At 74.7% G+C, this 24,403-nt stretch carries 15 protein-coding genes and 1 pseudogene; 7 read left to right on the plus strand and 9 right to left on the minus strand.

The annotated features are described in order from the left end of the window. Window positions 1-5: 5 nt before the first annotated feature. A complete protein-coding gene (locus ACGFSH_RS28325) occupies window positions 6-2,816 on the minus strand; it encodes a P-loop NTPase fold protein (protein ID WP_393353452.1) in 2,811 nt (936 codons plus the stop codon). Window positions 2,817-2,886: 70 nt separating this feature from the next. Next, the gene (locus ACGFSH_RS28330; RefSeq protein WP_393353454.1) at window positions 2,887-3,549 is read right to left on the minus strand and encodes a TetR/AcrR family transcriptional regulator; all 663 of its coding nucleotides are present in this window, start codon (window positions 3,547-3,549) and stop codon (window positions 2,887-2,889) included. A gap of 179 nt (window positions 3,550-3,728) precedes the next feature. Between ACGFSH_RS28330 and ACGFSH_RS28335 the strand changes: the two genes are divergently transcribed. Continuing rightward, the gene (locus tag ACGFSH_RS28335) at window positions 3,729-4,994 is read left to right on the plus strand and encodes a YncE family protein (RefSeq protein WP_393353456.1); all 1,266 of its coding nucleotides are present in this window, start codon (window positions 3,729-3,731) and stop codon (window positions 4,992-4,994) included. Window positions 4,995-5,102: 108 nt separating this feature from the next. Here ACGFSH_RS28335 and ACGFSH_RS28340 read toward each other — a convergent pair whose 3' ends face one another. Both ACGFSH_RS28340 and ACGFSH_RS28345 read right to left on the minus strand, forming a co-directional pair. Beyond that, window positions 5,103-6,977, minus strand: coding sequence for an endoglycosylceramidase (locus ACGFSH_RS28340; protein ID WP_393353457.1), 1,875 nt, complete (start codon window positions 6,975-6,977; stop codon window positions 5,103-5,105). A gap of 74 nt (window positions 6,978-7,051) precedes the next feature. Continuing rightward, window positions 7,052-9,046: a GTP-binding protein gene (locus tag ACGFSH_RS28345; RefSeq protein WP_393353458.1), complete on the minus strand. Its 1,995-nt coding sequence runs from the start codon at window positions 9,044-9,046 to the stop codon at window positions 7,052-7,054. Window positions 9,047-9,200: 154 nt separating this feature from the next. Between ACGFSH_RS28345 and ACGFSH_RS28350 the strand changes: the two genes are divergently transcribed. Then, entirely contained in the window at window positions 9,201-10,304 is a 1,104-nt protein-coding gene (locus tag ACGFSH_RS28350; protein WP_393353459.1) for an XdhC family protein, read from the plus strand. 298 nt (window positions 10,305-10,602) lie between these two features. Here the strand turns inward: ACGFSH_RS28350 and ACGFSH_RS28355 are convergent, their stop codons facing one another. After that, complete coding sequence (locus ACGFSH_RS28355) at window positions 10,603-11,103, minus strand: metallophosphoesterase family protein (RefSeq protein ID WP_393353461.1); 501 nt, start codon at window positions 11,101-11,103, stop codon at window positions 10,603-10,605. A gap of 136 nt (window positions 11,104-11,239) precedes the next feature. On the opposite strand from ACGFSH_RS28355, the gene ACGFSH_RS28360 reads away from it, so the two are divergent. Next, window positions 11,240-13,186, plus strand: coding sequence for a glycosyltransferase family 2 protein (locus ACGFSH_RS28360; protein ID WP_393353463.1), 1,947 nt, complete (start codon window positions 11,240-11,242; stop codon window positions 13,184-13,186). Between the two features lie 510 nt (window positions 13,187-13,696). Here ACGFSH_RS28360 and ACGFSH_RS28365 read toward each other — a convergent pair. The 3 genes from ACGFSH_RS28365 to ACGFSH_RS28375 form a co-directional block, all read right to left on the minus strand. After that, the gene (locus ACGFSH_RS28365; protein ID WP_393353465.1) at window positions 13,697-13,888 is read right to left on the minus strand and encodes a hypothetical protein; all 192 of its coding nucleotides are present in this window, start codon (window positions 13,886-13,888) and stop codon (window positions 13,697-13,699) included. Window positions 13,889-13,949: 61 nt separating this feature from the next. Continuing rightward, the gene (locus tag ACGFSH_RS28370) at window positions 13,950-14,318 is read right to left on the minus strand and encodes a DUF6479 family protein (RefSeq protein ID WP_393353467.1); all 369 of its coding nucleotides are present in this window, start codon (window positions 14,316-14,318) and stop codon (window positions 13,950-13,952) included. Between the two features lie 89 nt (window positions 14,319-14,407). Beyond that, window positions 14,408-16,849 carry a SpoIIE family protein phosphatase gene (locus ACGFSH_RS28375; RefSeq protein WP_393353468.1) on the minus strand — a complete coding sequence of 814 codons (2,442 nt, stop codon included), beginning with the start codon at window positions 16,847-16,849 and terminating at the stop codon, window positions 14,408-14,410. Between the two features lie 315 nt (window positions 16,850-17,164). Between ACGFSH_RS28375 and lanKC the strand changes: the two genes are divergently transcribed. The 4 genes and pseudogenes from lanKC to ACGFSH_RS28395 all read left to right on the plus strand — a co-directional run. Continuing rightward, window positions 17,165-19,813 carry a class III lanthionine synthetase LanKC gene (gene lanKC / locus ACGFSH_RS28380; protein ID WP_393353469.1) on the plus strand — a complete coding sequence of 883 codons (2,649 nt, stop codon included), beginning with the start codon at window positions 17,165-17,167 and terminating at the stop codon, window positions 19,811-19,813. An 84-nt stretch (window positions 19,814-19,897) separates the two neighbouring features. Then, window positions 19,898-20,014 carry a SapB/AmfS family lanthipeptide gene (locus ACGFSH_RS28385; RefSeq protein WP_393353470.1) on the plus strand — a complete coding sequence of 39 codons (117 nt, stop codon included), beginning with the start codon at window positions 19,898-19,900 and terminating at the stop codon, window positions 20,012-20,014. Between the two features lie 103 nt (window positions 20,015-20,117). Further along, window positions 20,118-21,836 carry an ATP-binding cassette domain-containing protein gene (locus ACGFSH_RS28390; RefSeq protein WP_393353472.1) on the plus strand — a complete coding sequence of 573 codons (1,719 nt, stop codon included), beginning with the start codon at window positions 20,118-20,120 and terminating at the stop codon, window positions 21,834-21,836. A gap of 497 nt (window positions 21,837-22,333) precedes the next feature. Then, window positions 22,334-23,332: pseudogene (locus ACGFSH_RS28395) on the plus strand (ATP-binding cassette domain-containing protein); the annotation flags it as partial. Between the two features lie 339 nt (window positions 23,333-23,671). On the opposite strand, the gene ACGFSH_RS28400 reads toward ACGFSH_RS28395, so the two are convergent. Further along, window positions 23,672-24,280, minus strand: a complete 609-nt coding sequence (locus ACGFSH_RS28400; protein WP_329415986.1) for a response regulator transcription factor — start codon at window positions 24,278-24,280, stop codon at window positions 23,672-23,674. Window positions 24,281-24,403 lie beyond the last annotated feature (123 nt).

The raw sequence follows: 24,403 nt of genomic DNA on the forward strand, positions 1-24,403 counted from the left end.
CGAGGTCACTCGGTGTAGTGCCGGCAGGTCATGCGGACGGCGTCGACGATCTCCGGCAGGTCGGGAGCGGGTATCTCCGGCAGCCCCCACGCCGCTCTGGTGTCCTCGATCAGACGCCGGGCACTGGGCGGTGAGACCGACAGCTCCGCCCGTACGACGGCCAGCCGTTCCAGGCTTCCGTTCGGCCGGTTCACCTGCGCCTGGGTGCGGCGGCGCCCGAAGCCGGGAGCCGAGAACACGTCGAGCAGGGTGACGCAGAAGTACGCGTAGGCGGCGGCCTCCTCCATGCGCTCCAGGACGTCGGAGGGCAGTTCCGCCGCCAGCTCGGCGGTGCCGGGACCGTCGGCCCAGCGCGCGAACCGTCCGATCTGCTCCCTCATCCTCCCCAGCTCGCACAGGCAGTCGGCGTGCAGCAGCTCCGCGAGCCGCCGCGTCGCTCCGAAGACCACGTCGATGCTCCGGGTGGGCAGCGTGCCCTCCTTCACCCCGCCCCGGAAGGCGTCCACCGTCTCCCGCATCGCCCGGACGACCAACCAGGCCCCGACGTTGCGCAGTTCGACCTCCCCGCGGGCCGTGCGCAGCGAGACCATCTCCCGGGAGAACCGGATCAGATCACGGGGCACGCCTCCGGCCAGGGCATGCGCGAGGGCCACGAACGGCTCCGAGAACCCTTCGGCGCGCCGGTGCAGTATCGCCTTCGACTCCTCCAGGGAGCAGGGCCGCACATGGACCACGTCGTCGAAGGTGCTGTCCGCCACGTCGCGTCCGGGCAGTCCCCGGCGAACGAACGACGCCCCGACGTCCTCCGACACCGAGATCAGGAAGTGGACGCCGGGGACGCCGAGGATGGCCTTGATCTCCCCGAGGAACTCCAGGGCCTCGGCGGTGGATCCGAGCCGGTCGATCTCGTCGATGGTGACCACCAGACGCCGGCGCCGCGGCCGCAGTTCCTCGGCGACGTCGGCCAGGGCGCGTCTGAGCTGCTGGACGAGTTCGGGCAGGGTGAGGGGCGACGCGGTGAAGGACGTGCCGTAGGAGGAGCCGAGACCGAGCAGGCCGCCGGTCGGGGCCCCGCTGGTCCCGTAGCTCACGCTCTGGACGGTCTGCAGCCGGTAGAGGTGGTCCCGGCAGCGCCGGACGAGAGCCGGCTCGCGCTGCCCGCGCGTCCAGCGGGACGCCCTGACCAGGACGACGCCCACGGCGACCACGACCACCCGCTCGGACAGATCCCAGCCCAGGGCCGCCTGCCGCGGCCGGTCGTCGAGGAACGTCCATCCGAGACCGACGACGAGGACCAGCAGCGCCATCCGCTGGGTGACGTCCCGGAAGTACTCCCAGAACGGGGTGACCGCGACCCACACGGCGACGAACCCGAGCGCCCCCACCACCGCCACGGTCGGGTGGAACAGCAATGGGTCGTCGCGCCGCCAGTCGCCGAACCACGCGACCACCGGGTGCGGCGACCACAGGGTCGCCGGCGCCAGCACGACCAGCAGCGTGCCGGCGGGCAGCAGGAACGTCACGCGTGCCACATGCGCGACGTCGGCGAGCCGCCACCGCCCCGCGTACCTGTGGACCACGACGGCCAGCACCACCGCGCCCAGCGCCCACCAGGGACGCGTCCCCCGCGCCACCGCGGTCACGGCGTCGCGCAGATGCCGCGCGGCGCCGTCGCCGGCACGGGCGAAGGCCCCGCCGAGGTCCTCGGCGAAGCCGCGCGCGGCGGCGAACACACCAAGCACGAACAGTCCCAGGGCGAGCAGGTTCCACAGGAACGATCGCGCGCCCGCCCGGACGGCGGCGCCGATCCTGCGCAACCCGGAGCGCAGCGGGCTCAGCCGCCGGAACTCCGGAAAGCGGGCCCCGTGATCCGCCATGTACGTCTCGCACAGGTCGACGAACAGCGAGGTGAGGAACTCCAGGGGTGCGTACGAGGCGGGAGCCTGGACGCCGACCTTCAGATCGCCCGGGGCGCAGGTCTCCAGCAGGGTGGTCTTGCCCGAGCCGCGCGGCCCGCAGACGGCGATGGTTCCGTCGACCAGGGAGTCGAGCTTCAGCGCGATCTCCGCCCCGGCCTGGTTGTCCACCGTGTAGTTGCGGTCCCGGTGGTCCCTGATGCCCTCGTAGCGCGTGGCGATGAGCAGGCAGTCGTGGTCCTCGCCGAGGAGTTCGGAGACGACGCTCCGCACGACGGCGGGCATGACGTCCCGTGTCATGGCCTCGGCGAGGTCGACGGTCCGCCGCCGTACCGCGCGCGACTGCACCGCCCTGGCCACGAGGGCGGCGAGCAGCCCCAGGGCGGCGCCCGCCCGGTTCCGCGCAGCGGGCCGGCACAGGAGCCATGCCAGGGCCCCGGCGAAAGCGGCGACGGCGGGCCACAGGCCGGCCCCGGCCGCCCACAGCACGATCGGGGCGGCCGCCGCCAGGACCGCCTCCGCCGCGGGGAGGCCCCCGGACAGTCGGGGCCGCAAGCGTGTGATCCGGTCCTGTGCCCGGTTCCACGCCTCGCACGCCTCCTCGCAGTGCCGCCACGCCTCCTCGCAGGCGCGCCGCGCGTCCAGCCGGAGCGCCCGGCGCACCCGGGCGACGTTCTCCGGGCGGAGCATCGCGGATCTGACGTTCTCCGGGAGAGTGCCGGGGCGGTGCCCCAGACGGGAGGCGACGTCGGGGTCCCTCAGGGTGCGGTCGAGGGCCTGTTCGTAGGCGATCTCCTGCGCACGGTCGACCCCGGTCCGCACCCGGCCGTCCTCGTCGTCCCCGCCACTGCGGTCGTCCCCGGGGTTCCCGTCGTCCCCGCCGTTCCCGTCGTTGCGCAACGCGCCCCCGTCATCGTCGTCGTCATCGGCACCGCCCCGCCCCGGCCCGGTCCCGTGTGCTCCGGGCCTCCTACCGTGCCGGGCCCGGCCAGCCCGGTGGGCGCAGGGTGCCCAGGAGCTGGCGGACCAGTTCGTCGACCACCTCGTCCAGCGTCGCGTCCACCCAGCCCGCGCTCCAGTCGTGCAGCAGGCCGTTGACGCTGCCGATGAAGGCGGCGGCGGCCAGGCGGTAGTCGCGGGGGGCCGCCTCGCCGCGCTCGGCGGCGGCGGTCGCCTCGGCGCAGATCAGGTCGATCCAGCGGGCGCGCCTGGCCAGGCGCTGTTCCTCCAGGCGGGGGCTGACGCCGACGATCTCGACGAAGGTGATCCGGATCCGGTGCGGGTCCGTGGTGACGTCGGCGGCGTAGGCGCGGAAGATCGCGGTGACGCGCTCGGCGAGGGGAAGGCCCTGGGCTTCGGCGAAGGCGGCCAGGACCGCCTGCTCAGCCCAGTCGTTGACCTGGAGGTGCAGGGCCGCGAGGACGTCCTCGAGGGTGCGGAACTCCTCGTAGAACTGGCGCGTCGACAGGCCGGCGGCCTCGCTGAGCGACGCGACGGTGGTGCCGCGGTAGCCGGGCCCGCCGCCGAACAGCCGCAGGGCCGCCTCCAGGAATCGTCCCCGGCGTTCGGCCTGCCGCTGCTCGGCGGACTTGCCGCCGTAACGGCCGGTCGGCGCTCTGAGCCTGCCCGTCACTGGCCCTCCCTCGTCGCGTCGTGCTCCCCCGCCGCCAATTTTGTCGTGCACGGAGTCTTGTGGCGAAGGGCACCCCTTCCTTACTTTCCAGTAAGTCAACTCTGAACGCATCGGTGTTCAGATTCGGGCGGCCCTTCCGCCCTGTCCCCACGCTTCAGCCACCCAGAGGAGAGAGCAGCATGCCTGCCTTCAGATCCAGGCACCTTTGCTCCGTAGCCGCCGCCCTCGTCCTGACCGTCGCCGCCCCGGCGACCGCCGCTTCCGCCGCTTCCGCCGACCCGGACGCATCGACCGCCGCCGCCCTGCGCGAGGTGTTCTTCGTCGGCAACAACTGGGAGGGGACCGCGGACGTCGTCAAGTCCAGCGGGGACTTCGCGAAGATCGGGCGCATCAACGTGATCCCCGACAAGGACGCGCGGATGGCGGCGATCAACTCCGACCCCATCAAGTGGATCTACTTCATGGCCATCCGCAACGGGGTCGGCGAGGGTCACGACCAGTTCGTCGACGACATGTACACCACGCCGGACGGCGCGTCGGTGGTCGTCTCCCGGCCCAGCTTCGCCGACGTCGTCTCCATCGACCTGGCCACCGGAAAGATCAACTGGCGCTTCCCGGTGTCGGGTTACCGCTCGGACCACATGGCCGTGTCTCCCGACGGCAAGCGGGTCGCGGTCTCGGCGTCGATCTCGAACACCGTGCACGTCCTGGACATCGCCACCGGCAAGCAGGTCGGCTCCTTCAAGACCGGCGACAAGCCGCACGAGAACATCTTCACCAAGGACGGCAAGTACATCTACAACATGTCGATCGGGGACGTGAACACCTCGATGGACGCGCCCTGGCAGGACTTCACCAAGGGCGACCGGCGCATCACCGTCGTCGACGCGACGACGTACCAGCAGGTCAAGGTCATCGACATGCGTCAGCGGCTGGACGCGATCGGGCTCAAGGACTACTCCGACGCGGTGCGTCCCGCGGTGTTCTCACCGGACGAGTCCAAGCTGTACTTCCAGGTCTCGTTCTTCAACGGGTTCTTCGAGTACGACCTCGCCTCGGACCGGATCACCCGGACGAAGACCCTGCCGAAGAACCCGGCGACCAGCGACGACCGCACCACCTTCGTCAACGACTCGCGCCATCACGGCCTCTCGATGAGCCCGGACGGCGGCAAGCTGTGCGTGGCCGGCACGATGGACGACTACGCGACGGTCGTCGACCGCGCCACCCTCCAGGAAGGCCCGCTGGTCACCGCCTCCAAGCCCTACTGGGCCACGGTCAGCGGCGACGGCAAGGACTGCGTCATCTCCGAGAGCGGCGCCGACCAGATCACGGCGATCGACTTCGCCACGGGCAAGAAGGTCGTCTCGGTGCCGGTGGGCGACCATCCGCAGCGGGTCCGGCTCGGCCACGTGGCGGCGGACTGGACCGGGATCGGCGGCTGACGGCCTCCCGGCACAGCGCCTCCGGCACGGCGGCACGGCGAAGGGGCGGGCGGCGGTCTCCGCGGCCCACCCCTTCGTGGTGTCCGGCCTTCGTGGTGTCCGGCGCGCTCACCCCGCCTTGGTCGCCGCCCAGGCCGACAGTTCCGTGCGGGCGGCGGCCAGCAGGGCCGCGGACGGTGCGGTGGCGGCCCCGTTGGTCACCAGCGCGTAGTGCAGGACGCCCGAGTCGGGCGCGTCGAGCAGCAGGCGGCGGCTGCCCGTGCCGCCCGGCTCGGCCGCCGCGGCGATCCTCGCCCCCGTGGAGTACGCGGGCGGGGCGTACACGGCGCCGAGGTCGGAGACGACGGTGGTCGTGGCGGTCGGGAAGGAGGCCGGCAGATGCAGCTCGGTGGGCGCGGCGCCGCCGTTCGACCGCCATACCAGCAGCCCGTACTGGCCGGAGCCGACGAGCTGTCGCGTGCTGGGCAGGGAGCTGGGCACCGGGTTCCAGGTGAGCGTGGTGGAGCCGTCGCGGGAGCGGTCCTCGTAGGTGAAGGCGACGGTGGTGCCGGAGGTGGCGCTCGGGTAGACCCGGTCCAGCAGCCGGGCGTCCTGACGGAGCGTCACCGCTGCGCTGTCGTCCAGGCGTACGGCGGAGAGGTCCTCGTCGTTCCAGGCGTCGCCGGTCGTGCGCACCTTGTCGGGGTTGTCGTTCATCAGCTCGTGGTGGCGGCCGTTGTAGATGTCCCACTGCCACTGGGAACCGGACAGCACCGGTCCGGAGGCGGCCCGGGAGGTCCACCAGTCGGCGCCCTTCACACGGGAGTCGAGGCCCTGGTACATCGCCTTCAGGACGGTCGGCGCCTTTCCGGCGGTGCTGCCGTTCAGCGGGTGGCCGAACTCGCTGACGAGCGCCGCCGTACCGGCCGCGGCGGCGCGGTCGCGGACCGTGCCGAGGTCGCTCACGTACTGGCCGTCCGCCGCGTTGCCCCACATGAGGATGCCGGAGATGGCCTTCTGGTCGTAGAAGTGGGTGTTGAAGACGTAGCGGGAGCCGAGCGTGCCCGCGTCCAGGAGTCCGCCCTCCTCCTTGCTGACGTTGCCGTTCCAGAAGAGGTTGGGCTCGACGAGGGCGGGTTTGCCGGCCCACCCGGCGGCGTCCATCCGGGCCCGGAAGCGCACATAGAAGGGCCACAGCAGGTCGCGTTCCCACGTGCGGCTGGCCTGCCCGGAGTCGTAGGCGCCGGCGTAGGGCTCGTTGTAGGGGTCGAAGCCGACGACGCCGGCGAACTCCTCGGCGGTGAGGTTCGCCCTGACGTACTCCATGGTCTTCTCCGCGGTGGCCAGGAAGGAGTCCTGGAGGCCGTGGTCGTTGTGCCAGAAGTCGTGCTGGGCGGCCTTGACCGCGCCGTTCTGGGTGATGTTCTGCCCCCAGAGCAGGCAGATGCCGCAGGACTCCTTCGGGTAACCGCCCAGCTCAACGGCCCACTTGGGCGCGCCGTCGCCGGTGTACCAGCTGCCCCGGTCGAACAGCCAGCGGGAGTAGAGGTCCTGGTGGAAGTCGGGGTAGACGCGGACGCCGGCGTCGAGGAAGGCGCGCATCTGGTCGGTGGCGGCGGCCAGGTAGGCGGTGTCGACCTGGCCGCGCACCGGTTCGGCGTAGGCCCAGGAGAGCAGGAAGCGCACGGAGTTGCCGCCGCCGAGGGCACGCAGGGCGGTCGCCGACTTCCTGGCGTCGGCGACGGAGGCGAAGGGCAGGCCCCGGTTCTCGGCGAGCTTGGTCCCGCCGGAGACGTTGTAGCCGCGCAGCACGACCTCGCGGCCGTTGGCGTCGACGAAGCGGCCGCCCGACACGGTGAGGGCCGTGCCGTCGAAGGGGAGGGAGTCGGGGATCGTGGTGGCGGCCGTGGCGGTGGCGGCCGTGGGGCCCGCCACCGTCAGGAAGCCGCAGAGTCCGCAGAGGACAACCAGAACAGCGAGCAGACGAGCCCGGATATTCGGCATGTCCCCTACAGTCCGGTGATTTCCGGACACCGTCAATACCTTCTGACCCACGAGTAAGTTCCTTACCAGTCAGCTCAGTTGGCCACCCGGCCTGTCACGCGCAACAGGTACTCCTCGCGATTGAGCGGATTGTCGTCGGTGCGCGGCCGCTCGGGGGGCGGGCCGGCGACGACGGGCGCGTAGTGGTCGAAGCGGCTCTCCCACTCGCCCTCCCCCCGGGTCAGCGCGGGGATCCGCCGTTCGAGCCGGTGCACCTGGGCGGCGGGCACGGCGCCCTCCAGCACGCACCGCGTCCCCCGCACGTCCGTCGCCCGGGGCACGGCGCCCAGGCCCGCGAGCACCGGCAGCAGTGCGCCCAGCGTGTCCGCCGGGGCCTCGACGCGGAAGCGGTGCAGGGGCTCGTGGACCCGTGTGCCGGCCCGGCGCAGCGCCTCGGTCAGGACCAGGGGCGTCAGACCGCGGAAGTCGTACCCCGTGCTCGACATGCTCTTGTCGAAGCCCTGGTGGGCGTGGCTCTGCCGGGGCCAGTAGCCGCAGTGGGTGAGGGTCACGGCGCAGTCGGGCACCGGCCAGCCGTGCAGTCCCTGGCCGAGCGTCTCGCGCACCGTGTCCTCGATCGCCTTGAAGAAGGCGTAGGGCATGGAGCCGAGTTCCACCTCCAGGCCGAAGCGCACCCCGCCGCCGGCCGGGGCGGGTCCGACGCGCAGTCCGACGGTGGCCAGGAACGGATTGTCGCCCTTCTCGATGAACTCGGCGGCTTCCCCGACGCCCACCGGCCGCTCCACGCACAGGGGCGTCGTCTCACGGAAGGCGACCGTCAGCCCGTGCTCGTCGGCGAGGGTGGCCTGCACGACCTCCTTCTGCACCTCGCCGTACAGCGTCACCGACGTCTCCCGGCGGACCTCGTCGTGGCGCAGTCCGATCAGCGGGTCCTGCTCGGCCAGCCGGGTGAGGGCGAGGTGCAGGGAGCGCGGGTCGGCGCCCGGCCCCGGCACGACGACCGTCTCCAGGGTCGGCGGCGCGAAGAACCGCCGTCGTCCGTGGCGGGGCTCGCCCAGGAAGTCGCCGACCCGGGCGTCGACGAGGCCCCACAGCCGGGCGATCCGGCCCGCGCAGACCTCCTCCCGCCGGGCGTCGGCGCCCTGGTCGAAGACGCTGATCGCGGTGATCCGGCCCGTCCCGTCCCCCCGGGCGCGGCCGTCTGCGCCGTGCAGGGCGACGCGGTCGCGGACGCGCAGCACGCCGGAGAACAGCCGGGCGTAGACGATCTTCTCTCCCGCCGCGCCCCGCTCCACCTTGAAGACGGTGCCGGACGGCGGCCCCTCGGGCGTGGCGTCGGCGGCGGGCAGCAGCCCGGCGATGCCGGCGACGAGGTCGGGCACCCCGGCTCCGGTGGCCGCTGAGCCGAAGTAGACCGGGTGGACGAGGGCGCGGCGGGTCTGTCCGGCGAGGGCCGCCCGGAGCCGCTCCGGGGCGACGCCGCCGTCGACGTACGCGGTCAGCAGGGCGTCGTCGTGGTCGGCGAGGACGTCCACGGCGCGCTCGGCGTCCGGTTCCGCGGCGGTGAATGCGGCGCGGGCCGTGCCCAGGTCCGTGACGGCGCCCATCGGGACGACCGGCGCGGACAGCCGCTCGGTCAGCTCCCGCAGGACGCTCTCGTCGCGTGCGCCGCGGCGGTCGATCTTGTTGACGAAGACGAGGGTGGGGATGCGCAGCCGGCGCAGTGTCCGCATCAGGATCCTGGTCTGCGCCTGGACCCCCTCGACGGCCGAGACGACGAGCACCGCGCCGTCGAGCACGCAGAGCGCCCGCTCCACCTCGGCGATGAAGTCCGGGTGGCCGGGGGTGTCGATCAGATTGACGGTGACGTCGTCGATCCGGAAGGAGACGACGGCCGACTTGATGGTGATGCCCCGCTGCCGTTCCAGCGCCAGCGTGTCGGTGCGGGTGCTGCCGGCGTCGACGCTGCCGAGTTCGTCGATGACGCCGGCCGTGTGCAGCAGCCGTTCCGTGAGGCTGGTCTTACCGGCGTCGACATGGGCGAGGATCCCGAGGTTGAGCAAGTGCACGATGTGTCATGTCCTTCGGAATGGGGGTTTTTCCTTCCTGCCGGGGGGACATGAACGGTGTGCGCATCGGTGCTCCTGGGATCTGTCGGCGAGATGGGCGTGCGGGCAGTGCAGCAGACCGGCGCGCGGGGCCGCAACGGATTAACGTGCGGACATGCGCGACATTCTTCCGGCGCTGACGGCGTGGTACTGCGCCGGCGCCCCGTTCGGTCTCGCCACGGTGGTCGCCGTCGCCGGCAGCGCGCCGCGCGGTCCGGGGGCGGTGATGGCCGTGGGGCCCGGCGACGAGGTCGTGGGCAGCGTGTCCGGGGGCTGTGTGGAGGGGGCGGTGTTCGAGCTGGCCAAGGAGGCCGTCGCGGACGGGACCGCCCGGCTGGAGGTCTTCGGGTACGACGACGAGGACGCCTTCGCGGCCGGGCTGACCTGCGGCGGCGAGATCTCCGTGCTGGTGCGCGCCGTCTCGCCCCGCCTCGACCCGTCCTTCGGCGCGGTCGCGCAGTCGGTGGCCGCGGACGAGCCGGTCGCCGTGGCCACGGTCGTCGACGGCCCCGCGCCCCGCGGCGCGGTCCTCGCCGTCTGGCCGGGCCACGCCCACGGCTCGCTCGGCACGGAGGGGCTGGACGCGGCCGTCACCGCCGACGCACGCGGGGAACTCGCCCTGGGCGCCACCACTGTGCGCCACTACGGACCGCAGGGCCGCCGGCGCGAGGAGGCCGTCGCGGTCTTCCTGCACTCCTTCGCGCCGCCGCCGCGCATGCTGGTCTTCGGCGCCGTCGACCACGCGGCGGCCGTCGCCCGGATCGGGGACTTCCTCGGCTACCGCGTCACGGTGTGCGACGCCCGCCCGGCCTTCGCGACCCGCCGGCGCTTCGCGCCCGGCGTCGACGTGGTCGTGGACTGGCCGCACCGGTACCTGCTCGGCACGGACACCGACGACCGCACGGTGATCTGCGTCCTGACCCACGACCCGAAGTTCGACGTCCCGCTGCTGGAGACGGCGCTGCGCCGGCCCGCCGCGTACATCGGGGCGATGGGAAGCCGCCGTACGCACGACGACCGCCTGGCCCGGCTCGTGGCGGCCGGCCTCACCGAGGGCGAGCTGTCCCGGCTGCGCTCGCCGATCGGGCTGGACCTCGGAGCCCGCACGCCCGAGGAGGTGGCCGTGTCGGTGGCCGCCGAGATCGTCGCGCTGCGCTGGGGCGGCAGCGGCGCCGCACTGACCCTCGCCCGGGGGCCGGTGCACCGCTCCCGGCCGTGAGGCGGACGCGGACGCGGCGCGCGCGACGATGTCGGCAGTGGTCCCGTACAGGTGACGGGGGGACTCACACAGTAGTAATTCCGAAAAAATACGATTAGTCCGTTACAGGGTCTTCCGGGGTGGGTAGGCGACCCAGCACGGACAGGGATGTACGTCCTCTGCCCTTCGTCCAGCGAAGGAAGGAGGTCCGTTGAAGCAACGCACACCCGCAAGTACCGGGCCGCCCCCGGGCCCTTCTCGGCCGGGAGCGGCCCGATCCTTCGTCCGGTCCGGTGTCCGGCCCCGGGAGACCCTCTGGTCAGCGCGGCGGCAGCCGGTGCAGCACGACGTCCGCGAGACGGCCGCCGGACGCGGTCGCGGTGAGGTAGGTGCAGTGCGGCTGGCGGCGGCGGTCCGTCGGCGAGCCCGGGTTCAGGAGACGGGGTCCGCCCGGGGCGGTGGTGTCCCACGGGATGTGGCTGTGGCCGAAGACGAGGACGTCCAGGTCCGGGAAGCGGGCGGCGCAACGGGCCTCGCGGCCCTGGGCCGGGCCGGTCTCGTGGACCACCCCGAAGCGCAGGCCGCCCAGTTCCGCGCGGGCGACCTCGGGCAGCCTCGCGCGCAGCTCGGGGCCGTCGTTGTTGCCGTACACGCCCACGAGCGCGCGGCTGCGGCTCTCCAGCAGGTCGAGGGTGGCCGTGTCGACCCAGTCCCCGGCATGGATCACCACGTCCGCCCGCGGGAGCTCCTCCAGCAGCTCGGCGGGGAGCGTCTTGGCACGCTTGGGCAGGTGGGTGTCGGACATCAGCAGCAGGCGCACGGCGTCAGGATACGACCGGCTCCAGGGGGACGGATCAGGACAGGTGGGGCGTCCGCGGCGGGGTTAGCATCGGGCCACGCGCACCCCCGCCGTCCCGCGCGCGGCGAAGCGATCCAGCAAGGGGGTCAGGATCCCGATGCCGGTCAAGGTCAGCGTCATCGTCCCCGTCCACGACCCGGGCCCTCGTACCGAGGCGTGCGTGGCCTCGCTGCTCGGCCAGTCGCTCGCGCCGGACGCGTACGAGATCGTCTTCGTCGACGACGGCTCCGGTGACACCGCCCCCGGCCTGCTACACGCGCTCGCCGCCCGGGACGCACGGGTCCGCGTCGTCCGCCGGGAGAACTCCGGCGACGGCGGACCGGCGGAGCCCCGCAACGCGGGCATCGACGCCGCTCGCGGCGAGTACGTGATGTTCGTCGACGACGGCGACCGGCTCGGCGCCGAGGCTTTGGAGCGGATGCACTCCTACGGCGTCGCGAACCACGCGGACGTCGTCGTCGGCAGGACGGCCGCGCCGGGGCATGAGGCGCCGGTGGAGCTGTTCCGCGCGAACCGCCCGCGCGCCGGCCTGGCCGACGCGCCGCTCCTCGACAGCCTCACCCCGCACCAGATGTTCCGCCGGGCGTTCCTGGAACGGACCGGCCTGCGCTTCGCCGAGGCGCGTCACCGCGCGGGGGACGAGGTCTTCGTCACCGAGGCCTATCTGCGCGCGGGCAACGTCTGCGTGCTCGCCGACTACGTGTGCTACCACCAGGCGCGACGCGACGACGCCCGGCCCACGGCCCCGCGGCGGACCGGCCCGGCGGACACCGGTCCCACGAGCGTGCGCGAGGCCCTCGACGTCGTCGAGCGGTACACCGCGCCGGGTCCGCTGCGCGACGGCCTTTTCCGGCGCTGGCTGCGCGTGGAGCTGGTCGAGCCGCTGCGCGGCCGGCGTTTCCTGGACCTGCCCGAGGAGCGCCGGCGGGAGCTGTTCACGCAGGTCCACGCGGTGATCGTCGAGCGGTTCGGCCCCGGGGCGGGAGAGTCGCTGCCGCCCGCTCAGCGGGTCGTCGCCGCGCTGGCCGCCGAGGGCCGCTACGACGACGTCGTCGCGTTCGCGCGGTGGGAGAGCGCCGTCGCGCTCGCCGTCCACCCCGAGGACGTCGCCTGGCGCGACGGCGTGCTGCGGATCGCGTTCACCGCCGAGCTGACGCACGACGGCGGACCGATGACCTTCCCGTCCACCACCCGCTCTCCGGCCGGCCCGCCGCGAGACCTCGCCGATGCGGTCCGCCGGGTGGGCGCGGAGACCGTCGAACAGTTCGAACACGCCGTGCCCGACCTGCTGCTGCGCGAGCGGACCGGCGCGGCCCAGCACCTGCAACCGGTGGAGGTGGTCCGGGAGACCGTGCCGGCCGACGACGGCGACAGCGACAGGGTGCGGCTCGTCCTGCGGGCCGCGGCCGCCCTCGACCCGGCGACCGCCGTCAGCGCAGACGCGCCCGGCGAGGGCCTGTGGGACATATGGGTGCGCGTGAGCCTGGGCGGGTGGAGCAAGGAGGTGCGACTGGGCCCGGCGGCGCGTCACGGACGGCCCGTCCCGCCCGCCGCGGTGGTGGCGGGCCGGGTGGTGCTGCCGTACTGGACGGAGCGGTACGCGAGTCTCGCGCTGGACGTCGGCCACGCCACGACGCGGCTCGGCCTGGGCCGGGTGGCGGCCGGGGACGTGGACGTCGAGGACGGCCGCCTGCACGTGGACCTTCCCCTGCACGTTCCGGAGAGCGCCGACGCCGTGCTCCGGCTCGTGCCGGGGAAACCGGGCGCCACCTGGGAGGTGATCGCCGAGCTGTGCCCGGGCGGACGGCTGACGGCCGGCCTGCCGGTCGACGGCCTCAGGGGCGCGACCTGGCCGACGTCGGTGTGCCTGTCCCCCGACGTGGACGGGACGCGCTTCCACCCGCTGCCCTTCGCGCTGCACGTCGACCAGGACGGCGTGCTGGTCGTTCCCGCACCCCAGCCGGGCGGCGCGCGCCACCTGGCCCGCAAGGTGCGCCGCACGCTCTACCGGGTGCTCGGAAGGGGGACGACACACGGCGGGTGAGCCCGCGTCGGCCGGGGCGGGGGTGCGCCATGAGAGGCGGGGACGCGGCATGGGGGCGGGAGCGTGACGTCAGGGGCGAGGGCGTGACGTGGACAGCGGGAGGGCCCGATGCCGGGTCACGTGGGCTCAGGGGCGTCCCTCGCGGTACGCCTGCGCCGTCAGGCTCGGGGGCCTGCCGTGAGAGACCGGGGGCGTGACCAGGATGGCGGGAGGGCACGGCGCGGGGTTACGCGGGCTCAGGAGTGTCGCTCGCGCGATACGCCCGTCCTGGCGCGGCGCCGTCAGGCGTGCTCGGCGCACGCTCATGGGCGTCCGGGGGGACCGCCGGGCGTGCGGGCTGGCCCGGGACGGTCCGGGTCCAGGGCCAGTTCGGTCTTGGCCACTCAGGGTCTCGGGTCTCGGGCCTGTCCGAGCTTCAGGATGGTCCGGACCTCGGGCCTGTCCATCCGGGTCCCGGACCTGTCCGGGCTCCAAATGATCCGGGCCCCAGGGGCTCGGGTCTCCCGGCGGTCAGTCCTCGCCGCGGATGATGTTGCCCTCCGGGCCCGGCTGCGTGCCGGGCGCCGCCACCGCCGCCAGGCAGGTGCGCGGCGCCGCGGGGACACGGCGCACGCGACGGGCTCTGGCCCATCCCGTCTCGGCCCTGCGGGTCGCGGGATTCTCCTCGGTCGGCCCGGTCACGACGGTGGTCTGCGCGGTCACGACGGTTCAACACCCTTCTGTTCCTTCGAGGCCCCGTCGGCGACGGGGCCGGTGCCGCGGCTCAGCCCGCTCCCGGGCCGCCGCTGCCGAACGAGCCTCCGGAGCCCTCGTCCCAGCGCGGGCGGCGCTGGTCGGCGCTCTCCCGGCTGCCGGTGGTCCGCAGTTCGTGGGCCGTGAGACGCTCGCCGTCCGTGGCCCGGGGCATCTCGTTCGGTTCGCGGGTCCGGCTCTCGTGCGTCCGGCCGGAAGCGGGCATGCGCGGCTGCTCGTGCGGCTTCGGCGGCGCGGGCTCGCGCGTGCGGATCTTGTGACCGAGCCGGAAGGCCCAGATCAGACCGCCCACGAGTACGAGTCCTACGACGATGAAGGCGACGGTGGCCAGGGCGGATCTTCCGGATGCCGCGAGATGGGCCGAGGCAATGATGTCCATGGCCGCCGGGTACCCGCCCCCGGCCCGCGGACACATCGCCGACGGGCCCGGCGGGCCCCGCACCGCCCCCGGCGGCGGCGCCGGGCGGCTCAGCCCCGCAGGACCACCTCGCTCCACACCTGTTTGCCGCCGCTCACCGGCACGCTCCCCCAGGCGTCGGACACCGCGGCGACGAGGAGGATGCCCCGGCCGCCGGTGGCCTCCCAGCCCGGGTCGGTCGGCTTGACGGGCGTGCGCGGCGAGCCGTCGGTGACGGCGATGCGGAGCCTGCGGCCGATCAGGGTGAGGTCCAGACGGACCGGGCCGCCGGTGTGCACCAGGGCGTTGGTGACCAGCTCGGACACGACGAGGAGGGCGGAGTCCATCGCGGCCTCGGCGATGCCCCAGGCGCGCAGTGTGCGCCGGGTGAAGCGGCGGGCGTGCCGGGACGCCTCGGGCACCCGCCACACCGTCCAGCCCTCGCGCAGGGGTTTGACGGCCATGCCGTCGTAGCGCATGAGGAGCAGGGCGACGTCGTCCCCGCGGTGGGCGTCGCCGAGCAGGGCGTCGGCGACGAGGCCGAGGTGGGCGGGGTCGGACGCGGACAGGGCGCGGGCGAGCCGGGCCAGGCCGGTGTCGATGTCCAGGTCGGCGGACTCCACGAGGCCGTCCGTGGTCAGGGCGACGACGGCGCCCGGCGACAGCCGCAGCGGGGTCATCGGGAACTCGGCCTGGGCCAGTACGCCCAGCGGCGGGCCGCCGTCGGTCTCCGCGATCCCGGCCGAGCCGTCCGGGTGGCGCACGACCGGCGGCGGGTGTCCGGCCCGCACGCACCAGGCCGTGCCGTCCTCCATGCCGACGTCGACGTAGCAGCAGGTGACGAAGAGGTCGGTCTCCAGTTCCAGCAGGAGCCGGTTGGCGTGGGCGACGACCACGTCCGGCGGATGGCCTTCGGCGGCGTAGGCGCGCAGGGCGGTGCGCATCTGCCCCATGAGGGTGGCGGCGGCCGCGCTGTGGCCCTGGACGTCGCCGATGACGAGGGCCACGTGGTGGTCGGGCAGCGGGATGACGTCGTACCAGTCGCCGCCGACCTCCAGGCCGGCGGTGGCGGGCAGATAGCGCGCCACCGCGACGGCGCCGGGCAGCGCCGGCAGCCGGCGGGGCAGCAGCTGGCGCTGGAGCATGGCGACGAGCTCGTGCTCGGCGTCGAAGGCGTGGGCGCGCATGAGGGCCTGCCCGGCGAGACCCGCGGAGGCGGTGAGCAGGGCGCGCTCGTCGGGCCCGAAGTGGTGCGGCCGGTCCCAGCCGATGAGGCAGGCGCCCGTCGTGCGACCGCCCGCGGACAGCGGCAGGACGGCGAGTCCGCCGGGGCCGACCCCGGCCAGCGCCGGTTCCAGCGCGGTGCCCGCGGGCCAGATCCGGGCGCGTCCCTCGCGCAGGGCGGCGGCGAGGGTGGGCATGGCGCGCACGGAGGCGTCCGGCCACTCGGTACGCCACTCCAGCCGCCACAGCGCGGGCCAGGACTGCGGCTCGGGAGGGTCGAGGACGGTGACGACGAGACGCTCGCCCTCCAGCTCGGCGAGCGCGATGCGGTCGGCCCGCAGCGGTTTGCGCAGGGCGGCGACGACGGCCTGGCTGACGTCGCGGACGGTGCCGGCGGTGGCGAGAGCGGCGGCCAGCCGCTGCACGCGGGCCACGTCGGTGACCTCGTCGCGCAGAGCCGAGGCGTCGGCGACGGTGCCGACCAGCCGGGCCGGACGGCCGTCGCCGCCGGGCAGCAGCCGGCCGCGCAGCCGCAGCCACTTCGGCGGCCCGGTGGGCTGGAGCACGCGGAACTCCAGCTCGCGGTCGCCGATCGACATGTGGTCGGCCTCGACGACGGACATCAGCGAGGGCAGGTCCTCGGGGACCGCGCGCCCGAGCAGGGTCTCCACCCGGCCGTCGAACTCGGCGCGGGGCATGCGGAACAGTTCCAGGATCTCGTCGCCGACCTCGACCCGGCCGGTGTCCATGGCGAGGCTGAAGTCGCCCGCGCGCAGTTCCTCGCCCTCGGCGGGAGCGCCCGCCGCGGGGAAGGCGACGACCTCGGCGACCAGCTCCAGACAGGCCCGGTCGTCGGCGTCGAAGCCTCCGGGGCGCTCCGCGAGGGCGATCAGACAGCCCGCGCCGTCGGGCAGGGGCAGGGCGGCGAGGTGGACGTCGCGGGCCGGCATCCGCCGTGCCTCGGGGCAGTCGGCCAGCTCGGCGGGGCCGAGCCACACGGGGCGGCCGGTGCGGTGGGCGTCGGCGGCCGGCGAGCGGCCGTCCAGCGGATAGCTCTCGCGCAGCCCGTACAGGGTCCGCGGGACGCCGGCCGACTCGGCCAGGCACAGCAGCTCCCCGCCGTCCCCGGGTGTGTACACGGCGGCGAGGGCCGCGCCCGCGAAGACGAGCGCCTGTTCGAGGGTGCGGCGCACCCGCTCCGGTGCGGCGAGGTCGGCCGTGATCGTCTTGAGGGCGATTTCGGCGCGCGAAGGTCCCGTTCTGCGCGCTGCGGCACCCTCACTGACCACGACCGCAATTACAGCGCCATCGGGGTCCGCGCGCAGCCCCTGTGCCCGTTTCGGGTCCAGGAGGACGACGGGACGACGCGAGGAGCGGGCGGGAGGGGCCGCCGCGCGGGTCCGGCGGGCGAGCGGGCGTCGCTGAGCGGGGCGGTCGGCGAGTGTGCCGGTCGGCCGGTCGGCGGGTCGGCCGGCGGTCCGCGTTTCGAACGGACCGAACAGATCTTTACCCGTGCGTTCCGCACGGTGAGCTCGTGACAGGCGTGACTGTCCGCACCCCCCTGTGGCTTGCGAGGCTCTTCCCGGGCCCACGGAGGGGGACGCATGGACAAGCGGTACGAGGTGTACGCGCTGGCGGACACGCACTTCTACGAGACGCCCGACCGGCTGAACGCCGGCGGCACGGGGAGCGCCCCGCTGTACGACACGGCGCGCCGGCCGGTCCCCGAGGGGTGGACCTCGGCGCGGATCGGCGACTGGCTGACGCTGACGCCGCTCGACGCGGACGGCCGGCCGGCGACGGGACCGGCCCAGGGGTGGAAGATCCACGCCTCGGCCACCCGGACGAACGCCGAGCGGATCGCCGCGATCGTGTGGGACTACTGCGTCGAGCGCCGCATCCCCTTCAAGTTCGTCCCGGGCCCGCACCTGCTGCACCTGCGCAACACCAAGTACGCGGGCCGCGACACGAGCGGCAAGTTCGTCACCGTCTACCCGGCGGACGAGGAGCAGCTGCACACGGTCCTGCGCGAACTGGGCGCGCTGCTGGAGGGCTTCGAGGGCCCGTACATCCTCACCGACCTGCGCTGGGGCGAGGGTCCGCTCTACGTCCGCTACGGCGCGTTCGCGCGGATGTTCGTCGTCGACGACCGGGGCTCGCTGGTGCCGGCGGTGCGCGACGGCGAGGGCGGCCTCGTGCCGGACCGGCGGGCGCCGTCCTTCCAGGTGCCGCCGTGGGTGACGCTGCCCGCGTTCCTGGAGCCGCACCTCGCGGCCCGCAACACCACGACGGTGGGCGAGCTGCCCTACCGCATCGAGAAGGCGCTGCACTTCTCCAACGGCGGCGGGGTGTACGCGGGCACCGACACCCGCGACGGGCGCAAGGTGGTGCTGAAGGAGGGCAGGCCGCACGCCGGCCTGGCCTCCGACGGGGCGGACGCGATCGTCCGGCTGGAGCGCGAGAAGCGGGCGCTGGAGGCGGTGTCCGGCACCGGCGTGGTGCCGGAGGTGCGCGACTGGTTCCTGCTCGGCGACCACCGCTTCCTGGTGATGGACCTCGTCCCGGGGCGGCCGCTGAACTCGTTCTTCGCCGAGCGTCACCCCCTGCTGTGCCCCGACCCGGATCCGGCCGCCGTCGCCGCGTACACGGCGTGGGCGGTGCGCGTCCACCGGGCGGTGGAGCAGGCCGTGGAGCGGGTGCACGCGCGTGGGATCGTCTTCAACGACCTGCACGTCTTCAACATCATGGTCGGGCCCGACGAGGAGTCGGTGCACCTGATCGACTTCGAGGCGGCGGCCCCGGCCGAGGAGAACGGCCGTCAGGTCGTGGCGCACCCGGGTTTCTTCGCTCCGCCGGACCGCCGGGGCGCCGACGTCGACCGGTACGCGCTCGCGTGCTTGCGGCTCGCCCTGTTCCTGCCCGTCACCACGTTGTTCGTGGTCGACCGGGGCAAGGCGGCCCATCTGGCGGAGGTGATCGCCGAGCAGTTCCCGGACGTGCCGCGCGCGTTCCTCGACGAGGCGGTCGCCGAGATCACCCGTGACGCCGGCGACCTCGCACAGGCCCCACTCGACGCCATGCCCGCCGGTCGTTCGCGCCCGGCGCGCGTGGCGGCGGCGCCCGCCCCGCGCGTGGAACCCGCCGACTGGCCGCACAGCCGTGACTCGATGGTCAAGGCGATCCTCGCCTCGGCGACCCCGGAGCGCGACGACCGGCTCTACCCCGGCGACGTCGCCCAGTTCTCCGACGGCGGAGGGCTGGGCCTGGCGCACGGCGCGGCCGGCGTCCTGTACGCGCTGAAGGCGACGGGCGCCGAGCGCCACGAGGAGGGCGAGCGCTGGCTCCTGGACCGTACCGCCCCGCCGCCGACGGGCACCCCGCTCGGCCTCTACGACGGCCTCGCCGGCGTCGCCCACGTACTGGAGCTGCTCGGCCACCGGCAGCGGGCGCTCGACCTGGTGGACGGCATCCTGCGCGAGCGGTGGCAGAACCTGTCCTCGGATCTGCACGGCGGTCTGGCCGGACTGGGGCTCGTCCTCGCCGACCTGGCGCGCCGGACCGGCGAGCCGGAGCTGCGCGCACGGGCCGCGGAGGCCGCCGACGTGGTCGTAGGACGCCTGGCCGAACCCGTGCCGGACGCGCCCCGGCGGCGGGCCGGGCTGCTGCGCGGGGCGAGCGGGCCGGCGCTGTTCCTGCTGCGCCAGTACGAGGCGACCGGCGACAGCGCGCTGCTCGCGGCGGCGGACGTCGCCCTGCGCCGGGACCTGGCGGCCTGCGTGGAACGCGAGGGCGGCTCGCTGGAGGTCGACGAGGGCTGGCGGACCCTGCCCTACCTGGGCGACGGCAGCGTGGGAGTGGGGGCGGTCCTCGACGACGCCGTGGTCCATCTCCCCGACCCGGACGGAGAGTTCGCACGGGCCCGGGCCGGCGTCCTGACCGCCGCGACGTCCCGCTTCTACGCGCAGCCCGGACTCTTCCAGGGCCGCGCCGGGATGATCCTGCACCTGGCCCGCACCACCGCCGAGGGCGCGACCCGGGCACGGCTCGACGAGCAGATCGCCGCACTCGGCTGGTTCGCGATGCCCTACCAGGGCCAACTCGCCTTCCCCGGCCACCAGATGATGCGGCTGTCCATGGACCTCGGCACCGGCACCGCGGGCTGTCTGCTCGCCCTGGCCGCCGCCCTCGACCCCGACGGCACGGGCGCCGGCGCCCGGTTGCCGTTCCTTCCGCCGCCGCACCGGCGGCCCTGAAGACGCGGCTCCGCGGCAACGGCGGAGTCGTGACGCAACCCCGTCCCCACGGGACGACACATCCAACCGACGAAAGGACACACCATGGCCCTTCTCGACCTTCAGACGATGGAATCCGACGACTTCAACGGGGGCGGCGGCAACAGCACCGTCAGCCTGCTGTCCTGCGTCAGCGCGGCGAGCGTCATCCTCTGTCTGTGATCCGCACGTCGTGCTGAAGGCCCCGGGCGGTCCGCTCCTTCGGGAGAGGGCCGCCCGGGGTCCTGCCGCCCCCGGGAGACCTCGAAGGAAGCGCGGGACCACGATGCCGATGGACCGGACGACCGGTGAGCTGCTGCGCGCGGCCGCCCGGCACAGCGCCGGACGCTGCGTCGCCCTGTGCCTGGTGAGCGTGACGGCGACGGGCGCCAGCCTGCTGCTGCCGGCGGCCCTCGGCCGTACCCTCGACCTGCTGATCGCCCAGGCGCCCGCGACGCGCTGGGTGCTGTACTGCGCGGCCCTCGTCGCGCTGCTGACGCTTCTGGACGCCCTCGAGACGGTGCTCGCCGGGACGACGGACGCGCGGACCACCGCGTTCCTGCGCCGCCGCGTCACCGGGCACGTGCTGGCCGCGGGCCCGCGCGCCGCCGACCGTTTCGGCGCCGGGGACCTCGTCGCGCGCCTCGTCGGCAACGCGGCCCAGGCCGCAACCGCGCCCGCGGCCCGCGCCGCGCTGCTGGCCGCGCTCGCCGGGCCCGTGGGGGCCGTGGCGGCGCTGGCCCTCGTCGACTGGCGGCTCGCGGCCGTCCTCCTGGCCGGGGCGCCGGTCCTGACCCTCCTGCTGCGCACCCTCGCCCGCGACACGTCGGCCTGCGTGGCGGACTACCAGCGGGCGCAGGGGCGGATCGCGGCCGCGCTCGCGGAGGCGGTGTCCGGGGCCCGCACCATCCGCGCCGCCGGCACGGCCGGCCGCGACACCGCCCGCGTCCTGCGGCCGCTGCCCGAGCTGTCGCGGGCAGGGGTCCGCATGTGGCGGGTCCATGGCCGGGCCGCCGCGCAGGCGGTCGCCGTGGCGCCGCTGCTGCACCTCGCGGTCGTCGCCGTCGCGGGCGTCCTGCTCACCCGGCACCGCCTGTCCGCCGGTGACGTCCTCGCCGCCTCGCGCTACGCGGTGCTCGCCACCGGCGTCGGCGTGCTGGTCGGGCGCCTCTCCGGGCTGGTGCGGTCCCGGGCCGCCGCCGCCCGCTTGGGCGAGGTCCTGGACCAGCCCGCGCCCGCGCACGGCGACCGGCGTCTGCCGCCGGACGGCACGGGCCGGCTCGAACTGCGCGGGGTCACCGCCCGGCGCGGCGGGCGCACCGTGCTGGACGGCGTCGACCTGGTGGTGCCCGGCGGGCGGACGCTGGCCCTGGTGGGCCGCTCCGGCGCGGGCAAGTCGCTGCTGGCCGCCGTGGCCGGCCGGCTCGCCGACCCCGATGCGGGGGAGGTCCTGCTGGACGGCGTGCCGCTCGCCGCGCTGCGCCGGGACGAGCTGCGCGCGGCGATCGCCCAGGCCTTCGACCGCCCGGCCCTGCTGGGCGGGACGGTGGAGGGGACGATCGCGCTCGGGCCGCCGGGGAGCGCCCCCTCCCCCGCCCGCGTCCGGGAGGCCGCCCGCACCGCCCGCGCCGACGATTTCGTCCGCCGTCTGCCCCACGGCTACGCCACCCGGTGCGCGCACGCCCCGCACTCCGGAGGCGAGGCCCAACGCCTCGGCCTGGCCCGCGCGTTCGCCCACGGCGGCCGGCTGCTCATCCTCGACGACGCCCTCTCCAGCCTGGACACGGTCACCGAACGCCAGGTCACCGACGTCGTGTTCGGCAGCTCGGCGACCGCCACCCGGCTCGTCGTGGCCCACCGCGCCGCCACGGCCGCCCGCGCGGACGCCGTGGCCTGGCTGGACGCGGGGCGCGTACGGGCGGTGGGGACGCACCGGGAGCTGTGGCGCTCGCCCGGCTACCGGGCCGTGTTCGGCGCGGCCGGGTCCGGCGGTGAGCCGCGGTGAGCCGCGTCGGCCCGCACCGGCTCGGGGCGCGGGGACTGCGGTTCCTCAAGGAGCACCGGGGGGCGCTGGCGCGGCTGGCGGGCTGGTCGGTGCTGGAGTCCGGGCAGACCTTCCTGCTCGGGTACGCGCTGGCGCGGGCCCTGGACGACGGCTTCCTGGCCGGGCGCGCGGCCGTGGGACTCGGCTGGCTCGCACCGGCCGCGCTCGGGGTGCTGCTGGGCGCCTACGGGACCGGGCGGGTGTACGCGGCGGTGGCCGCGCTTGTGGAACCGCTGCGGGACCGGCTGGTCGTGCGGGTGGTGGAGCGCGGGGTGCGCGAGGCGGACGGCGGTGCGCTGTCCGGGCTCACCCAGCAGGTGGAGATCGCCCGCGACACCTTCGCGGGGCTGGTGATGGTCTCGCGTTCGTTCGTCTTCACGTCCGCCGGGGCGCTGGCCGGTCTGTGCTCGCTGGCCCCGCCGCTGCTCCTCGTGGTCGTGCCGCCGCTCGCCGCGGGGATGGCCCTGTTCGCGGCGACCCTGCGTCCGCTGGCCGGGCGGCAGGAGGCGTTCCTCACCGCCGACGAGGCGCTGGCCCAGGACCTGGGCGCCGTGTGCCCGGGGCTGCGGGACGTCACGGCGGCCGGCGCGGAGGACCGGATCGCGGCGGACACCGGCGTCCTCGTCGACGCGGAGCTGCGGGCGGCCCGCGCGCTGGCCCGCTGGGGTGTGACGCGGGTGGTGTGCCTCGCGCTGGGCGGTCACCTGCCGTTGGTGCTGCTGCTGGCCGGCGCCCCCTGGCTGCTGGCGCACGGCGTCACACCGGGTGCGCTGGTCGGCGCCCTGGCCTACGTCAGCCAGTCGCTGCTCCCGGCGCTGAGCGGTCTCGTCCACGGCCTGGGCACCAGCGGGTCCCGGCTGACGGTGGTGCTGCGCCGACTGGCCCCGCCCGCGCCGGAGCAGCCCGGCGCGACCGGCGGCGAGGAGCGGGGCGACCGGCTCCCGGACGGCGGGCCGCGGGCCCGTCCGCTCCCGGACGGAGGCGGGGAGCGAGCCCGTCCGCTCCCCCACGACGCCGGCGCGCCGCCCCCCGCGCTCTCCCTGACCGCGCTCGCGTTCGCCTACGGTCCCGCCTCCGCGCCCGTCGTCGACGGCCTCACGCTCACGCTGCCCGCCGGGGGGCACCTGGCCGTCGTGGGCCCCAGCGGGGTCGGGAAGTCGACCGTGACCGGGCTGGTGGCCGGTCTGCTGGAACCGGTGCGCGGCGAGATCCGGGTCTGCGGCCGGCCGGTGCCGGGAGACGAGGCCGCCGCCCTGCGCGTCCTCATCCCGCAGGAGGCGTACGTGTTCAGCGGCACCCTGGGCGAGAACCTCGCGCATCTGCGGCCGGATCCCGTGCCCGAGGAGGAGACGCTCGCCGCCGCCGAGGCCGTCGGACTGACGCCCCTGCTCGACTCCCTGGGCGGCCTGGAGGCGGCCGTGGACCCGGCGGCGCTGTCGGCGGGCGAGCGCCAGCTGATCGCGCTCACGCGCGCGTACCTGTCACCGGCCCCGCTGGCCCTCCTCGACGAGGCGACGTGCCACCTGGACCCGGAGGCGGAGGCCCGCGCCGAACAGGCGTTCGCGGCCCGGCCGGGCGGCACCCTGCTCGTCGTGGCACACCGCGTCAGTTCCGCCCGGCGCGCCGGGCGGGTGCTGGTCATGGACGGGCCCCGCACGATGTGCGGGACGCACGAGGAGATGGTGCGCCGCTCCGCCCTCTACCGGGACCTGGTCGGCTCGTGGACGCCCCGGGAGGCCGACGACGGCCGCACGGCCGGCGCAGCCGGGGAGAACGGGGAAGCGGGCCGGGGCGGGTCACAGCCAGCCCTGCCCCTGGGAGATGCGGATGGCGTCCACACGGTTGCGGGCGCCGGTCTTGCGGGTGATCGCCGCCATGTAGTTGCGCACCGTCCCGTGGGACAGGTGGAGGCTCCCCGCGATCTCCGCGATGGAGGCGCCCTCGGCGGCGAGGGTCAGCACGCTCAGTTCCCGGCGGGTCAGGGGCATCTCGGCGGCCTTGAGGAATCCGAAGCCCAGTGAGTCGGTGACGAAACGTTCCCCCTGGGCGACTCTCCGGATCCCGCGCAGTAACTGCTCCGGTGTGCCGGCCCGGTCGACGTAGCCGAGCGCCCCCGCCTCCAGCGCCCGTTTCAGCAGGCCCGGCCTGTTCGCTCCGGCGAGCACGAGCAGCCGTGGCGGCGCGAGTCCGACGCTGCGCGCGCTGAGATCGCCCAGGGGCGGGATGCCGTACGTGTCGGAGCAGTCGAGGTCGGCCGCGCACACGTCCGGACGCACCGCCCTCACCCGGCCGGCCGCGCCGCGCCACGGGACGTCGTCCACCCGCAGGTCCGGCTCCCTGGACAACCACTGTGCGAGGACCGATCTGACCAGACATGCGTCGTGCACCAGAAGTACCCGGATCACTGCCGCCCCTTCGACTAGCCGTACACAGGTTTCTCGGTGTTCAGCGCGTGCCCATTGTTCGGGCTCCGGGACACTTCCTGAGCGCGAAGATCCGGCCATCAGGGTGCGCGGGGGCGCACGCGG

Origin of the sequence: Streptomyces sp. NPDC048481, from assembly GCF_043200075.1 — a bacterium.
In the GTDB taxonomy this organism is placed as follows: Bacteria; Actinomycetota; Actinomycetes; order Streptomycetales; family Streptomycetaceae; genus Streptomyces.

What these genes read in the sequence shown, in the direction of transcription:
- ACGFSH_RS28350 (WP_393353459.1), top strand. Translation starts at nt 9,201, where the DNA reads ATGCGCGACATTCTTCCGGCGCTGACGGCGTGGTACTGCGCCGGCGCC.
- ACGFSH_RS28370 (WP_393353467.1), bottom strand. Translation starts at nt 14,318, where the DNA reads ATGGACATCATTGCCTCGGCCCATCTCGCGGCATCCGGAAGATCCGCC.
- ACGFSH_RS28385 (WP_393353470.1), top strand. Translation starts at nt 19,898, where the DNA reads ATGGCCCTTCTCGACCTTCAGACGATGGAATCCGACGACTTCAACGGG.
- ACGFSH_RS28390 (WP_393353472.1), top strand. Translation starts at nt 20,118, where the DNA reads ATGCCGATGGACCGGACGACCGGTGAGCTGCTGCGCGCGGCCGCCCGG.
- ACGFSH_RS28335 (WP_393353456.1), top strand. Translation starts at nt 3,729, where the DNA reads ATGCCTGCCTTCAGATCCAGGCACCTTTGCTCCGTAGCCGCCGCCCTC.
- ACGFSH_RS28340 (WP_393353457.1), bottom strand. Translation starts at nt 6,977, where the DNA reads ATGCCGAATATCCGGGCTCGTCTGCTCGCTGTTCTGGTTGTCCTCTGC.
- lanKC (WP_393353469.1), top strand. Translation starts at nt 17,165, where the DNA reads ATGGACAAGCGGTACGAGGTGTACGCGCTGGCGGACACGCACTTCTAC.
- ACGFSH_RS28360 (WP_393353463.1), top strand. Translation starts at nt 11,240, where the DNA reads ATGCCGGTCAAGGTCAGCGTCATCGTCCCCGTCCACGACCCGGGCCCT.